The organism is Parabacteroides sp. An277 (genome assembly GCF_002159645.1).
Taxonomy (GTDB): Bacteria; Bacteroidota; Bacteroidia; order Bacteroidales; family Tannerellaceae; genus Parabacteroides.
In genome coordinates, this window is sequence record NZ_NFJB01000011.1 from 1 (window position 1) to 14,599 (window position 14,599).

Annotated in this window: 14 protein-coding genes; 9 read left to right on the forward strand and 5 right to left on the reverse strand. The window is 47.2% G+C overall.

Annotated elements, in window-relative coordinates:
- Positions 1–245, forward strand: a 245-nt coding sequence (locus B5F77_RS05825; RefSeq protein ID WP_239445749.1) for a transposase, incomplete at its 5' end; no start/stop codon positions are given.
- 109 nt (positions 246–354) lie between these two features.
- Here B5F77_RS05825 and B5F77_RS05830 read toward each other — a convergent pair.
- On the reverse strand, positions 355–1,635 hold the full coding sequence (locus B5F77_RS05830; protein ID WP_087328911.1) for a cytidylate kinase family protein: 1,281 nt from the start codon (positions 1,633–1,635) through the stop codon (positions 355–357).
- A gap of 124 nt (positions 1,636–1,759) precedes the next feature.
- Here B5F77_RS05830 and B5F77_RS05835 point away from each other — a divergent pair, with 124 nt between their 5' ends.
- Entirely contained in the window at positions 1,760–2,512 is a 753-nt protein-coding gene (locus tag B5F77_RS05835; protein WP_087328913.1) for a polyprenol monophosphomannose synthase, read from the forward strand.
- Between the two features lie 122 nt (positions 2,513–2,634).
- Here B5F77_RS05835 and B5F77_RS05840 read toward each other — a convergent pair whose 3' ends face one another.
- Both B5F77_RS05840 and B5F77_RS05845 read right to left on the reverse strand, forming a co-directional pair.
- Positions 2,635–3,612 (reverse strand): glycosyltransferase family 2 protein, encoded by a 978-nt coding sequence (locus B5F77_RS05840; protein ID WP_087328915.1) that lies wholly within the window; start codon positions 3,610–3,612, stop codon positions 2,635–2,637.
- Entirely contained in the window at positions 3,609–5,333 is a 1,725-nt protein-coding gene (locus B5F77_RS05845) for a glycosyltransferase family 39 protein (protein WP_087328917.1), read from the reverse strand. Before B5F77_RS05845 ends, B5F77_RS05840 begins: the two co-directional genes overlap by 4 nt.
- Positions 5,334–5,726: 393 nt before the next feature.
- On the opposite strand from B5F77_RS05845, the gene B5F77_RS05855 reads away from it, so the two are divergent.
- Genes B5F77_RS05855 through B5F77_RS05875 form a run of 5 tightly spaced genes read left to right on the forward strand, consistent with a single transcriptional unit; the run spans position 5,727 to position 9,823 of the window.
- Entirely contained in the window at positions 5,727–6,713 is a 987-nt protein-coding gene (locus B5F77_RS05855) for a PhoH family protein (RefSeq protein WP_087328921.1), read from the forward strand.
- A gap of 4 nt (positions 6,714–6,717) precedes the next feature.
- Complete coding sequence (locus B5F77_RS05860) at positions 6,718–7,668, forward strand: phosphoribosylaminoimidazolesuccinocarboxamide synthase (protein WP_087328923.1); 951 nt, start codon at positions 6,718–6,720, stop codon at positions 7,666–7,668.
- A 22-nt stretch (positions 7,669–7,690) separates the two neighbouring features.
- Positions 7,691–8,428, forward strand: coding sequence for a bifunctional demethylmenaquinone methyltransferase/2-methoxy-6-polyprenyl-1,4-benzoquinol methylase UbiE (gene ubiE / locus B5F77_RS05865; RefSeq protein ID WP_087328925.1), 738 nt, complete (start codon positions 7,691–7,693; stop codon positions 8,426–8,428).
- Between the two features lie 24 nt (positions 8,429–8,452).
- Entirely contained in the window at positions 8,453–9,199 is a 747-nt protein-coding gene (locus B5F77_RS05870) for a shikimate dehydrogenase (protein WP_087328927.1), read from the forward strand.
- A gap of 12 nt (positions 9,200–9,211) precedes the next feature.
- Positions 9,212–9,823, forward strand: coding sequence for a trimeric intracellular cation channel family protein (locus B5F77_RS05875; protein WP_087328929.1), 612 nt, complete (start codon positions 9,212–9,214; stop codon positions 9,821–9,823).
- A 229-nt stretch (positions 9,824–10,052) separates the two neighbouring features.
- Here B5F77_RS05875 and B5F77_RS05880 read toward each other — a convergent pair whose 3' ends face one another.
- Complete coding sequence (locus tag B5F77_RS05880) at positions 10,053–11,009, reverse strand: NAD-dependent epimerase/dehydratase family protein (RefSeq protein WP_087328931.1); 957 nt, start codon at positions 11,007–11,009, stop codon at positions 10,053–10,055.
- Positions 11,010–11,219: 210 nt separating this feature from the next.
- Between B5F77_RS05880 and kbl the strand changes: the two genes are divergently transcribed.
- Positions 11,220–12,410: a glycine C-acetyltransferase gene (gene kbl, locus B5F77_RS05885; RefSeq protein WP_087328933.1), complete on the forward strand. Its 1,191-nt coding sequence runs from the start codon at positions 11,220–11,222 to the stop codon at positions 12,408–12,410.
- A 90-nt stretch (positions 12,411–12,500) separates the two neighbouring features.
- Positions 12,501–13,346 (forward strand): histidinol-phosphatase, encoded by an 846-nt coding sequence (locus tag B5F77_RS05890; protein ID WP_087328935.1) that lies wholly within the window; start codon positions 12,501–12,503, stop codon positions 13,344–13,346.
- A gap of 25 nt (positions 13,347–13,371) precedes the next feature.
- On the opposite strand, the gene B5F77_RS05895 is transcribed toward B5F77_RS05890, so the two are convergent.
- Complete coding sequence (locus B5F77_RS05895) at positions 13,372–14,583, reverse strand: L-serine ammonia-lyase (protein WP_087328937.1); 1,212 nt, start codon at positions 14,581–14,583, stop codon at positions 13,372–13,374.
- Positions 14,584–14,599 lie beyond the last annotated feature (16 nt).

Sequence of the window (14,599 nt, forward strand, 5' to 3'; positions counted from 1 at the left end):
GTCTGTCCATGGCACGGTGGTACAACAAAGTGGAAGAAGCCGGATTTCACTCATTTAACGTCATAGCCGCTACCTTCCATGAGCATTATGATGAGATCCTGAACTTCTATAACAACCGATCTTCCAATGCCTTGGCAGAGTCCTTCAATGCAAAAGTCAAACTCTTCAGGGCTAACCTCAGAGGGGTTGCTGATAAGAAGTTCTTCTTATTCCGTATTGCAAAACTATATGCATATCCCCACTAAATTTCTACTGAGCCAGAAAAATCCCCTTAGCTTGAGGTAGGAAATTACCTTGCTAAGGGGGAATGGTCGCCTCTGACCGTAAAGTCCGGGCAGTACTGTTCGTGACGCGTTAGGGTCGCTTAGTAGTCAATAGGTTATAAATCGTATCAACCGCACCCTCGATACCCAACGAAGAGCTCCGGATGCAAAGGTCGTAGCCCGAAGGGTCGCCCCATGTCTGCTGGGTGTAATAATTATAATGGTTGGCTCGGAGTTGGTTGATGCGATGGATTTCATGCATGGCCTCTTCCGAAGAAAGATGTTGTTCAGCCGCAATGCGTTGGCAAGCAAAGGCTGCATCGGCCGAAATGAACAAATGGAAAGTCTGCGGGCGGTCTTTCAGAATCACATTCGCGCATCGCCCTACGATGACGCACGGCCCTTCGTCGGCAGCATGGCGGATGACGCGGCTTTGGGCCACAAACAAACGGTCGTCGGGCGAAAGACTCTCGTCGACCGGCATCAAGTTATCCATCCAAATATCTTTCCAGACGCGCTGGAAGGAGGTCAGACGCTGATCGTGTGCCTCCACATAACGGGTTGAGAGACCACTATTTCCCACGGTCAGGTTCACCAGTTCGCGGTCGTAGAACTTCCAACCCAAACGGGCGGCAAGCTTCTCTCCTATCTCGTGCCCACCGCTGCCAAACTCGCGGGCAATCGTCACCACCGTATATCCCGCTTCGTCCGCCTGTTTTACCGGCTGGTGCCGGTCGAGCCACGCACCCAGCCACGCCATGTGCGGCTGAATCTTCCCCACAAAGAATCCCACCAGCAAGGCGGATAGCAACGTTCCCTCGCGCACGCCCCGTATCTCGCCAAAAAGAAAAAGGGAAAACACCAGGCTAATCGCAATCAACGAACAATCGAACCCAATCTTTACCTTCCCGAAAGGTTTTTTCCAGAGCTTGGCCAAGACGAGCATAAGCCCCTCGCCTGCAATCAACATGACTTTAGGTGTGACCTCAAACACAATTCCCACTGCCAAGATAGCCGACCCAACAACGACATACAATATCCGCATCCAATAGGCCTCGGGCACCATCCATTCGGTGAGCCACACCGAGAAATCAATAAAAAAGCCAAACAGGAATCCCATCACCAACTGCATGTACTGCAATTTAGGAAACGACTTACGCAAGATAGCCACCTGAATCAGCACAAAGCAAACGTGCATCGCTATCGTAAATTGTCCTACTGTCGGGCGCAGACCCAGACTCAATACATAAGGCGGACAAGAAATAGGCGTAATGCCCAACTGGGCGTGAATACTCAACGCGATGCCAATCGACATCAAAAACAAACCGGCGATAAGCGTAGCATATCGCTCCATCAACTCTTGCATTTTCATCTTCTATTCCAAATTTCTTACCTGCAAAAATAAGAAAAAAGCAGCCGATTATGGTAGTTTTCCCAATACTTTGCACTATTTTTGTGTGACAAAAAGATTACATCGTATTTAATAGTTAGGAAGTATGTCGGATAGTATTGTAATTATACCTACTTATAACGAGAAAGAAAACATTGAAAACATCATTCGTGCTGTCTTCGGACTGGAAAAGGAGTTCCATATCCTGGTCATCGACGACGGCTCGCCCGATGGGACGGCTACAATCGTTAAGGCCCTGCAGAAAGAATTCCCCGAACGGCTCTTCCTTGTCGAACGAGCGGGTAAACAAGGATTGGGCACGGCCTATATCTGTGGCTTCAAATGGTGCATCGAGCATCAATATGATTATATTTTCGAGATGGATGCCGACTTCAGCCATAACCCCGAAGACCTCCCGCGCCTCTATGCCGCTTGCACGGAACAGGGCGGAGACGTAGCTGTCGGGTCGCGCTATTGCAATGGGGTAAATGTGGTGAACTGGCCGTTAGGACGGGTACTGATGTCCTATTTCGCCTCCGTCTATGTCCGCTTCGTGACCGGCATGGACATCCGCGACACGACGGCCGGCTTCGTCTGCTACCGACGCGAAGTGCTCGAGACTATCGGCATCGACCAAATCCATTTCAAAGGCTATGCATTCCAAATCGAAATGAAGTTCACGGCCTACAAGTGCGGGTTCAAGCTCGTAGAAGTACCCATTATCTTCATCAACCGCGTGCTGGGGACTTCGAAGATGAATTCCTCCATCTTTGGCGAAGCCCTCTTCGGTGTTCTGAAACTGAAATGGTGGAGCCTCTGGCGAAAGTATCCGCAGAAGGGACGGACGTTGAAAAGCTAAGGATTTTCTCCCTCGATACCCTTGGAAGTACTACCAAGGCACCCTTGGTAATGCTTCCAAGGCAGGCTTGGTAATACTACCAAGACACTCTTGGTAACGTTACCAAGACATCCTTGGTAGTACTATCGGGAGGGCGTAGGCAACGTTTCCCCTTTCTCTTCCCCGATGCATTGCTCGATAAGGTAGAGCGGACGACGTTTCACTTCCGTATAAATCTTCCCTACATATTCCCCGATAATGCCGACCGATGTAATCACCACCCCGCCGATAAACCATGTGGAAACCAAAAGGGAAGTCCAGCCCGGTATCGTATCTCCCTTCGCATACGAAATGATACCATAAATAATAGCTACCAACGTCACGAGAATCATCAACAACCCCACCAACACAATGTAGCGCAACGGACGGACCGAAAAGGAGGTAATACCATCGATAGCAAAACTCAGCATCTTCTTGAAAGGATATTTCGATTCGCCCGCCATTCGCTTCTGCCGGTCGTAATAAACCACAGCGGAAGGGAAACCCAACGAGCAGACCATACCCCGCAGGAAAAGGTTTCGCTCCGGGTATTGCATGAGGGCTTGCAACGTGCGACGGCTCATCAGGCGAAAGTCGGCATGGTTGTACACAATCTCGCCCCCCATCTCTTTCATGAGCTTATAGAAGGCCTGTGCCGTATGTTTCTTGAAGAAGGTATCGGTACATCGTTCCTGACGGACACCATACACGATATCGGTACCTTGGCGGTAATAATCAATCATCTGGGGAATGACCTCCACGTCGTCTTGCAAGTCGGCATCGATGCTGATGGCCACGTCGGCATGAGACGCGGCATATTCCAGTCCCGCCCAGAGCGCATGTTGGTGCCCTACGTTATGGGCCAATTTCAATCCGCGTACCGGAAAACCTTCCGAAGCAAAAGAGCAGATAAGCGTCCAAGTTCCGTCGCGACTTCCATCGTCTACATATAATATATGTCCCTCTTGGATACGCCCTTCCTTTTCCAGCCGCTGGAGGAGCGCAGAAAGACGGCGGTTCGTCTCGGGTAAGACCGCCTCTTCATTATAACACGGTACGACAATGAGCAAATGTGTATTCATTTCGTAATGCTTTGCTTATGGGTTTGCCGGAAGCGATACAAATGGACCACGCTATGGTCGTCGCAACTCCTCCGGTTCGAATTATAGATATCTTCCAATGCATAATCAGCGTATTGTTTCAAGAAAGGCTCGCGTTCGTGTTCGCCCATCAGAAGGTAACCCTCTTCAGGCAGGAAGGCTTGGAAAGGCACTATCCGGTCGCCCAGATAGAAGTTCACCGTAAAGGGATGCAACGGATTCCCTTCCGTATTCTCGCTCCGGTAGGAATAAATCCGCCCCTGGGGCACGAGGGTAGCAATCTCGCGAGCCATGGGTTTATCTGATTTGACATTGAGCACGGTAGGTTGATAGAATCCGTCCAATGTCAAATAAATAGACAATACCAACGCAAAGAGGGGTGAAAGCAACTCCCGTTTCTCTTTCACATGCAGGGCGGAATAGTAAATGGTCATCACGGAAAGAGCCAACAAAAGAAGAGGCACTACGCCCAGCGGCACGTATCGCAGCGCTTGGATATAAGCCCATGTCTCTTCCGGATGCCTTCCGCCTATCCATGCTTCTTGCACACCTCCCACACGGATAAAAAGGAAGAGCGCCAATAGAAGCAGGCTCGCCACACTCAGGATATAAACCGAAATCTTCAGTACCCGCGGGTATTGCCTCCGGAGATAAAGGAGGTACTCCGCGATAAAGTAGGCCACGAAGGGATACATCGGTAAAAGGTACACGCTTCGCTTGCTCTTCGGTATGCAATAAAAGACAAAGATGACTACGGCACAGGTAAGTGTATAAAGCCGCGTCTCGTCCATCGTGCGGATAGCCTGGGTGAGTCTCGCCCACAGCCCTTTAAACTGGAGTTCAGGCTTCTTATATTTCAAGAAAAAGAGGGAAACAACTAAAAAGAGCGTATAAGGCACAAAGCCAGCCACAAGCGTAACCAAGTTATAATAGGCCGGGTTCTCGTGCGAACCATACGTCATCTTGCCCATGAAACGAAGCACATTCTCTTCCACCACCAATGAGAGGAAACGTTCGCCTCCTTGCTGATAGGCCGCTATATACCAAAGCATCGGAAGGATACAAGCCGCCAACGCCACGCAAGCATACTTCCCTACGAGCGGAAGGAAACGATATCCCTTCATCCAACAAAAGAGGAAAGCCGCCCCACATGGCAGGACAATCCCGACAGGTCCTTTGGTCAATGCTGCGCCGCTCAAGCACAAGATGGCCAACCAGGGTACACCTCGCAACCTGCGTTCATACCATATATATAATAAGTATAGTGCCAATACCATGAAAGCCGCCAGCACCATGTCTACCCGGCAATTGACTCCCGCCCGATGCACCTCGAAGTTCGTGAGCGTCACCAGCGAAGCCACCATCGCTACCTCTGCTCCCCGCCTCCGCGCATAAAAGGCATAGCCCGCCAAGAGCATGACCATCAGCATCAAAGCCGACGGAAACCGCGCCGTATATTCCGTCACTTCGCCCACCACGCTCGAAGCCACCGCAATCATCCAATGGAACAAAGGCGGCTTATAAGCAATATCCACTCCATTATTCACCGGCAAAATCCAATTGCCATCCTTTAGCATCGAGAGCGCAACTACCGCCTCACGGGGTTCGCCTTTCGTATGGAACGACGTCTCGCCCATAAATAAAAACAATACCACAAAGCAAATGATTGCCAACCAAATCCCTTGTTTTTTCTTTTCGTCCATTGTCTATTCTTTCTTTTATGCCTATCAAAACTTCCCGACATGCCTATGGAAACTTCCGTTCTTGCCTATCATTTCTATAAATATCGACGATATTTGTACAAGTATCGGCGATATTTGTATATCTTTAGCCTGAAGATACAAAAATATCGACGATGCGCGAAGAATAGGTACCGAGCTCCAGAAGAATTTATCCCTGTCTTTCGGCTTTTTCCTCGGCATCTCCGGAACCTTTCCTGCCGGGTCAATCATGGATGCAAAAGTATAAAAATTAGTTCATACGGCAAACGGGAGGAGGAAACTGGAACAAATTCGTAGATTTATTTCGCCCTGAAAGGTCGAACTATCCGTATTTTTTGCTAATTTTGCCTACCATTTAAAAGAAAAATAAATTGGATGATAGAGCGAATATACATTCTTGAGACGGTAGACCCGGTGATATTCTACGGTGTGAACAACAGTAACATGCAATTGATTAAGACGTTGTTCCCGAAGCTTCGCATCGTCGCGCGTGGCAATGTAATGAAAGTCATCGGAGATGAAGAGGAGTCTGAACTGTTTTTAAAGAAGATTCGTGAAATAGAAAAGTATTGCGAAGAGTATAACACACTATCTGAAGAGGTTATCATCGATATCATTAAAGGCAAAGGCCCGGCGGTGGTAAAGCAGGAGAACCTGATTATCCATGGCATGAATGGCAAGCCCATCACCGCCCGCACCGAAAACCAGCAGAAGTTGGTCAAGGCATTCGACGAGAACGACCTGGTATTTGCCACCGGTCCGGCCGGTTCGGGAAAAACGTTCGTAGCCATTGCCCTTGCGGTAAAAGCGTTGAAGAATAAACAAGTACGGAAAATTATCCTGAGTCGTCCGGCCGTAGAAGCAGGCGAGAAGTTAGGATTCCTCCCGGGCGAGATGAAAGACAAGCTCGACCCTTACTTGCAACCGCTCTACGATGCCTTGCAAGATATGATTCCGGCCGTGAAATTGAAAGAATATATGGAGAATAATGTCATCCAAATAGCCCCTTTGGCCTTCATGCGTGGACGGACATTGAACGACGCGGTGATTATCCTTGACGAAGCGCAGAATACGACTACCCATCAAATCAAAATGTTCCTCACCCGGTTGGGCATGAACGCGAAGATGATCGTAACGGGCGACATGACGCAAATAGACCTTCCCGCTTCGACCATCTCTGGTTTGAAAGAAGCAATGAGCATTTTGAAAGAGGTAGATGGCATCGGACGTGTGGAATTCACCAAGAAAGATATCGTCCGACATAAGTTAGTGCAACGCATTGTGGAAGCATACGATAAGTTTGACCGGAAGCAACGCGCCACAAAGAAAGAATCAAATACTCAAATAAAAGAAGATAAATAAGATTATGAAAGCAGCATTAGTAAAGACAGATTTCCACTTTCCGGGTCAGGAGAGCGTTTATCATGGGAAAGTACGTGATGTGTATTCGATAAAGGATAACTTATTGGTCATGGTGGCTACCGACCGCATCTCGGCATTTGATGTCATTTTGCCGGAAGGTATTCCTTATAAAGGACAAATGTTAAACCAAATTGCCGCTAAATTCCTGGATGCCACGACAGATATCTGCCCGAATTGGAAACTGGCTTCGCCCGACCCGATGGTTACAGTAGGCGTACGATGCGAAGGTTTCCCAGTCGAAATGATTGTACGCGGTTATCTTTGCGGAAGCGCTTGGCGTGCTTATAAGAGTGGGGTACGTGAAATCTGTGGCGTGAAGCTTCCGGAAGGCATGCGCGAAAACGAACGCTTCCCCGAACCGATTATCACGCCTACGACAAAAGCCGAGATTGGCGAGCACGACCAGGATATCTCGAAAGAAGAAATCTTGGCTCGCGGATTAGCTACGCCTGAAGAATATGCCCTGTTAGAGAAATACACAATGGCACTCTTCAAGCGGGGTACGGAAATCGCTGAGAAACGTGGGTTGATTCTCGTAGATACCAAATATGAATTCGGTAAGCACAACGGGCAAATTTATCTGATGGACGAAATCCACACACCCGACTCTTCGCGTTATTTCTACCTCGAAGGTTACGAAGAACGATTTGCCAAAGGAGAACCCCAGAAACAACTCTCGAAAGAGTTTGTACGTGAATGGTTGATGGAAAACGGTTTCCAAGGAAAAGAAGGGCAACAAGTACCTGAAATGACTCCCGAAATCGTAGAAAATATCAGTAACCGCTATATCGAATTGTTCGAACACATCACGGGCGAATCGTTTGTTAAAGCAGATACCTCGCACATTGCCGAACGTATCGAGAAGAATGTAACTGAATACTTGAATACATTATAATTATTCTAATAAGAAGTAACGCATGGGTATAGGTTCAGAAAATGTACTCCCTTACAATCAGGAAGAGCATAAAGGCACACAAGTGAAACGTATGTTCGATGCCATCGCGGGAAAATACGATTTGCTGAACCATACGCTCTCATTTGGCTTCGACAAAGGATGGCGCAGGAAGGGAATTCGTTTCCTGCGCCCTTTTTCTCCGAAACAGCTATTAGACATAGCCACAGGAACGGGAGATTTGGCTTTGCAAATGCAACGTGAACTGGTTCCGGAGCATATCACAGGCGTAGATATATCGGAAGGTATGATGGAAGTAGGAAGAAACAAAGTACGTCAAGCCGGATTATCGGAATACATTACTTTCGAGTACCAGGATTGCATGAATTTAACGTATGAAGATAACCGTTTCGATGCTGTTACTGCAGCTTTTGGTGTACGAAACTTCGAGCATATCGAACAAGGACTGGCCGAGATGTATCGTGTAACGAAACCGGGTGGCCAAGTAATGATATTGGAGTTATCTACACCCGAACGTTTTCCCATGAAACAACTTTATGCGTTATACTCCCGTATCGTCATCCCAACTATCGGACGGTGGATATCTCGGGAAAAGGCTGCTTATAGCTATTTGCCCGCTTCTATACAAGTAGTTCCACAGGGTAAGGTGATGAGAGGATTACTCTCGAAGGTTGGTTATCGAGAGGTACAATCCCAGTCGCTTACCTTTGGAATATGTTCGTTGTACACAGGTATTAAATAAATCAGAGATTAAAGTATAAGTATTATGCAAAAATACGGTTTGATAGGCTATCCGTTAGGGCACTCGTTCTCTCGCAATTATTTCAACCAAAAGTTTGAATCGGAGAATATTGACGCCCAGTATTTGAACTTTGAAATTCCCTCGATCAAGGATTTTAAAGAGGTTTTGAAAGAGAATCCTGAACTGAATGGATTGAACGTCACGATCCCCTACAAAGAACAAGTTATACCCTATTTGGACGACCTTGATGAAGATGCACGACAGATAGGAGCCGTCAATGTTATCAAGTTCACCAAAGGATTATTCGGAAAGACCAAATTAATAGGATATAACTCAGATGTCATTGGTTTCAAGCAATCTATCGAACCGTTGCTTACCGAAACACACCGTAAAGCATTAGTGTTGGGCACAGGTGGAGCTTCTAAAGCGGTTGTATATGGATTGAAGCAATTGGGGATAGAATCCACATTGGTTTCCCGAACAAAGAAAAGTGGATGTTTTACGTATGCAGAACTTACTCCTGAAATCATGGCTGAATATACCGTCATTGTAAATACGACTCCATTAGGTATGTTTCCCCACGTAGACGCTTGTCCGGATATTCCGTATGCCTGCCTTACACCTTTCCATCTCCTTTACGATTTATTATACAACCCAGATACGACACTTTTCATGCGAAAAGGACAAGAGCATGGCGCAATTGTAAAAAATGGATTGGAGATGTTACTCCTTCAAGCTTTTGCTGCTTGGGGTATATGGCAAAACGCATAATCTCACGATAGAATGATAGACTTCATTACGTTGTGCGATTATGTGGGGACTTTCGCTTTTGCCATTAGCGGAATTCGCCTGGCATCAGCCAAAAAGTTCGATTGGTTTGGCGCTTACGTCGTAGGAATTGTGACAGCAGTCGGTGGTGGAACCATTCGCGACATTCTCTTAAATGCTACACCCTTCTGGATGACACAACCCTCTTATATGGTCATATCGGGATTAGCCCTTCTCTTTGTACTGGTATTTCGTAAGTATGTGATACGATTGAACAACACCTTTTTCATCTTTGACGCCGTAGGATTAGGTTTGTTTGCCATCGTAGGTATAGCCAAGTCCATTGAGTTTGGTTTTCCTTTTTGGGTAGCTATCGTTATGGGTACCATTACAGGTGCATTTGGTGGAATGATGCGAGATATTCTTATCAACGAGGAACCTCTCATTTTCCGAAAAGACATCTATGCATTGGCTTGCGTTTTCGGAGGGCTTGTATATTATGGATGCGACCGTATGGGGGTTCCCTTGTCGCTTACACAGTTCATTGCGGCTGTAGCTGTTTTTATGGCTCGTGTCTTGGCGGTTAAATACCATATCAGTCTCCCGGCTTTAAAAGGAGAAGAATAATTACGATTTTCTTTTTTCATTTTGTATATATACCTCTGGGCTGGATGCTATTGACGGGGAGTCAATAACTTTCCAGCCCTCCTTTTTCATCTTAACAAAGAAAACAAACGAAGCTCTTAAAGAGAGGGAAAAGTATCCCGCCGACAGAGAGTTTGCACAAAAAAAGAATCGCCTGGGAAACTCGTTTATTTCCCAAACGATTCTCGTTATAATTCAAACGGTTTCTCGTTTATTTCTTATACTTTTCTCCCAGCTTTTGGAGCATGTCCTTGGTCATAGTATCCAAATCATATTCCGGTTTCCAACCCCATTCTTCACGCGCGCAAGTATCATCGAGCGAATTAGGCCATGATTCCGCAATAGCTTGACGCAACGGGTCTACTTGATATTCCATTTCAAAATTAGGAACATATTTCTTAATATTATGGTAGATGATTTCCGGATCAAAGCTCATCGAAGCAATATTAAAGGAGTTTCGATGGACAAACTTCGAGGAATCTGCTTCCATGATTTCAATAGCTGCGCGGAGAGCATCAGGCATATACATCATATCCATAAATGTGCCTGCCGCAATCGGGCAAATGAACTTCTCGCCCTTAGCTGCTGAATAATAAATATCTACTGCATAATCGGTAGTACCGCCGCCCGGAGGTGTTACATAAGAAATCAAGCCCGGGAAACGAACCGAACGCGTATCAACACCGAAACGGATGAAATAATAATCGCTCAAAAGCTCACCCGATACTTTTGTCACGCCATACATGGTACGAGGATTGCGAATGGTATCTTGCGGAGTCTTGTCTTTCGGCGTGTTATTGCCAAATACACCGATAGAACTGGGGGTAAATACAGCGCAACCCATTTCACGAGCCACTTCCAAAACATTGAACAAGCCACCCATACCAATCTTCCACGCTAACTGAGGCTTCTTCTCTGCCACGGCAGAAAGCAAGGCAGCCAAGTTATAAATCGTATCGATACGGTACCGAGATACGGTTTCTGCTATTTGTTGTTCGTTGGTAATATCTACGATAGCAGAAGGACCTGATTCCAACAATGCGCCTTTCGGCTCTGCCCCCGGAATATATCCTGCCACTACATGGTCTCCGCCATAAATACCTCTCAACTTCATCGTTAACTCCGAACCAATCTGGCCCGTCGAACCAATAATCAATATATTCTTCATTCCTTTATTAGATTTTATGTGAGTTATATTTTCACTTCCGCAAAGGTACAAGAATAAAAAATAGATTTTGCATGATTTTCTTGATTTTTTTCATCCTTATCTCGAAAAAAAATAAGAACTTTGTTTCGCCGAAAAGAAGGGACTAAATGGATTCATCCACCGGTATCTTTTTATCGGTCTATAAAAATTTCATTTTTAAACTAATACAATATGTACGGAAAATTCAAAGATTTCTTGGCGGCTGAATTAGCTAACATCGAAGCCGCAGGTTTGTACAAAAACGAACGGATTATTACTACACCGCAGCGTGCGGACATCAAAGTAGGGGCAGGAGAAGATGTGCTGAACTTCTGCGCGAACAATTATCTGGGGCTGGCTGATAACCAACGTTTAATCGAGGCTGCTAAACAAGCGATGGATACGCACGGCTATGGCATGTCATCTGTTCGTTTCATTTGTGGCACACAAGATTTACACAAACAACTGGAAGCAGCCATTTCTGATTACTTCAAAACAGAAGACACCATTTTATATGCTGCTTGCTTCGATGCGAATGGCGGTTTGTTTGAACCCCTCTTTACAGATGAGGACGCTATTATTTCCGATTCATTGAACCATGCCTCCATCATCGATGGCGTACGCCTTTGCAAAGCGAAACGCTATCGTTATGCCAATGCTGACATGGCCGATTTGGAACGTTGCCTGCAGGAAGCACAAGCCCAACGCCATCGCATCATCGCAACCGATGGTGTATTCTCGATGGATGGGAATGTAGCACCTATGGATAAGATTTGCGAATTGGCTGAGAAGTATGATGCTTTGGTAATGGTAGATGAATCGCATTCTGCCGGTGTAGTGGGCCCGACGGGACATGGTGTGGCAGAACAATTCAATTGCTACGGACGCATTGATGTCTTCACGGGTACATTAGGAAAAGCTTTCGGCGGTGCGATGGGTGGATTCACGACGGGCCGGAAGGAAATTATCGATATGCTCCGTCAGCGTTCGCGTCCTTACTTGTTCTCCAACTCAGTTGCCCCTGCTATCGTAGGTGCCAGCCTGGAAATGTTCAAGATATTGAAAGAGAGCCATGCATTGCATGATAAATTAATGGACAATGTCACTTATTTCCGCGATAAGATGCTGGCTGCCGGGTTCGATATCAAACCGACGCAATCGGCTATTTGTGCGGTTATGCTTTACGATGCCAAACTTTCACAAGATTTCGCAGCTAAAATGCAAGAAGAAGGCATCTACGTCACGGGCTTCTATTATCCAGTAGTTCCCAAAGGACAAGCCCGTATCCGTGTCCAACTCTCGGCAGGTCATGAAAAAGCCCATTTGGACAAAGCCATCGCTGCTTTCATCAAAGTCGGGAAAGAACTGGGTGTATTGAAATAACCAGATACAAAACAAAAAGACACGGGGGCTGCACTATACGGCGCTCCGTGTCTTTATTTTTCTACCTAATCATCAAGGACTCACATTTCTATGCAATATAGCAATTATCATAGCCACTGCATCTTTTGCGATGGACGCAGTTTTCCTGAGAATTTCGTACAATTCGCCATCCGGCATCATTTCCGCGCCTACGGATTCTCCTCCCACTCCCCGCTCCCTTTTGAAACCAACTGGAATATGTCGAAGGACAACATGGACGAATATTTGAAAGAAATTCAAAGAATCAAAGAGAAATATGCCCACCAGTTGGAAATCTATGTCGGATTGGAAATCGATTACCTGGATGAAAGTTATAACGCATCATCGGCCTATTTCCAAGAACTCCCGCTGGATTATCGCATTTCGTCGATTCACTTCCTTCCGCTTCTTTATCCGTTGGCCGAGGCCAATATGATGTGTATCGACGGCTCTTTCCATGAATTCTCTGAGAAAGTCCGTTTATATTATGGGCAGGATATCCGCCGTTTGGTGAAGCATTATTTCCAATCTTCGTGTAAAATGGTGGAACGAGGCGGATTTGATATTGTCGGCCACATGGACAAAGTCTACATGAACGCCCAACATTACCCCGGATTCGACTTGAATGCTCCTTGGTATCAAAAGGCTTTCCTCGAATTTTTGGATTTGATTCAGGAAAAGAACCTCCTGATTGAAATCAACACCAAAAACTTCCGCAAGAAAAAAGAACTCTATCCTCACGTCGATTTTCTTTCTTTCTTAGTTGAACGGCATATCCCGGTTTTGGTAAATTCGGATTGCCATTATCCGGACTTGGTCAACGACGGACGCGCAGAGGCTTTCCAATTGCTGCGCGAGAAGGGGTTCCGCTCGACGTATGAATTAGTAAAAGGGAAATGGGAGGAAATCCCGCTTTAACGCCTGTTTCCTCCCTATTTTTCTGCTACATGTGTTCTACGTTGTATTTCTTGGCCAGCCCGCCTTCCGATGTTTCTTTGTAGAGGCTGGGCAAGTCATTACCGGTTTGCTGCATCACCTCTACGACTTGGTCGAAGCTGACACGGTGTCTTCCGTCGGAGAAGTTGGAGAAGGTATTCGCATCCAAGGCGCGCGCGGCGGCAAAGGCATTACGTTCGATGCAAGGAATTTGGACAAGTCCGCACACGGGGTCGCACGTCAGCCCCAAGTGGTGCTCCAATCCCATCTCGGCTGCATATTCGACTTGCGCTGCCGTCCCGCCGAACAGTTGGCTGGCTGCAGCAGCGGCCATCGCACAGGCCACGCCGACCTCGCCTTGGCAACCCACTTCCGCGCCCGAGACAGAGGCATTGGTACGCACCACGTTCCCGAACAATCCCGCCGTAGCCAACGCCCGCAGGATACGTGAGTCGCGAAACTCGCGTGTCTCCTTCAGGTGGTAAAGGACTGCCGGCATCACGCCGCATGAACCGCACGTCGGCGCCGTTACGATTTTCCCTCCGCACGCATTCTCTTCTGATACGGCCAGCGCGTAAGCATATACCATGCCGCGGCTCTTGATGCTGCTGCCATATCCACGCGCCCGGATCATATAATCGGATGCCTTCCGCCGGATACCCAATCCGCCGGGCAGGATGCCTTCCGACTCCAATCCGCGGCGCACGGCCTCTTGCATCACCTCCCAGACCTCGGCCAGGTAGTCCCAAATCTCTTTGCCTTCACATTGTTCCACATATTCCCAATAGGAATAGCCGGTGTCTTCGCACCACTTCAGGATATCGCGGATGTAGTGCATTTTATACACTTCGTTGGTGGTCTGTTCGTTGTACGTCTCGTTGGCCAGCGTACCGCCGCCGATGCTATAAATCGTCCACGAATCCAGCTTTTTCCCTTCCGTATCGAAGGCTTCGAACAGCATCCCGTTCGGGTGGAAAGGAAGGAAAACCTTCGGCTCCCAATGGATGGTGGTCGGCGCGACAGGACGGAGCACATTCAAAATCGCCTCGTCCGTCATGTGTCCTTTGCCCGTTGCCGCCAAACTGCCATAAAGCGTCACTTCAAAAGAGGCGGCCTCCGGATGTTTCTCTAAAAACATCTGCGCCGCGCGCATCGGCCCCATCGTATGACTGCTCGACGGACCATGTCCGATTCTGTAAATCTGTTTTATCGATTCCATTTTCTTTCTTTATGTT

Coding starts and splice junctions, on each gene's coding strand:
- B5F77_RS05830 (WP_087328911.1), bottom strand. CDS start 1,635: ATGAAAATGCAAGAGTTGATGGAGCGATATGCTACGCTTATCGCCGGT.
- B5F77_RS05835 (WP_087328913.1), top strand. CDS start 1,760: ATGTCGGATAGTATTGTAATTATACCTACTTATAACGAGAAAGAAAAC.
- B5F77_RS05840 (WP_087328915.1), bottom strand. CDS start 3,612: ATGAATACACATTTGCTCATTGTCGTACCGTGTTATAATGAAGAGGCG.
- B5F77_RS05845 (WP_087328917.1), bottom strand. CDS start 5,333: ATGGACGAAAAGAAAAAACAAGGGATTTGGTTGGCAATCATTTGCTTT.
- B5F77_RS05855 (WP_087328921.1), top strand. CDS start 5,727: ATGATAGAGCGAATATACATTCTTGAGACGGTAGACCCGGTGATATTC.
- B5F77_RS05860 (WP_087328923.1), top strand. CDS start 6,718: ATGAAAGCAGCATTAGTAAAGACAGATTTCCACTTTCCGGGTCAGGAG.
- ubiE (WP_087328925.1), top strand. CDS start 7,691: ATGGGTATAGGTTCAGAAAATGTACTCCCTTACAATCAGGAAGAGCAT.
- B5F77_RS05870 (WP_087328927.1), top strand. CDS start 8,453: ATGCAAAAATACGGTTTGATAGGCTATCCGTTAGGGCACTCGTTCTCT.
- B5F77_RS05875 (WP_087328929.1), top strand. CDS start 9,212: ATGATAGACTTCATTACGTTGTGCGATTATGTGGGGACTTTCGCTTTT.
- B5F77_RS05880 (WP_087328931.1), bottom strand. CDS start 11,009: ATGAAGAATATATTGATTATTGGTTCGACGGGCCAGATTGGTTCGGAG.
- kbl (WP_087328933.1), top strand. CDS start 11,220: ATGTACGGAAAATTCAAAGATTTCTTGGCGGCTGAATTAGCTAACATC.
- B5F77_RS05890 (WP_087328935.1), top strand. CDS start 12,501: ATGCAATATAGCAATTATCATAGCCACTGCATCTTTTGCGATGGACGC.
- B5F77_RS05895 (WP_087328937.1), bottom strand. CDS start 14,583: ATGGAATCGATAAAACAGATTTACAGAATCGGACATGGTCCGTCGAGC.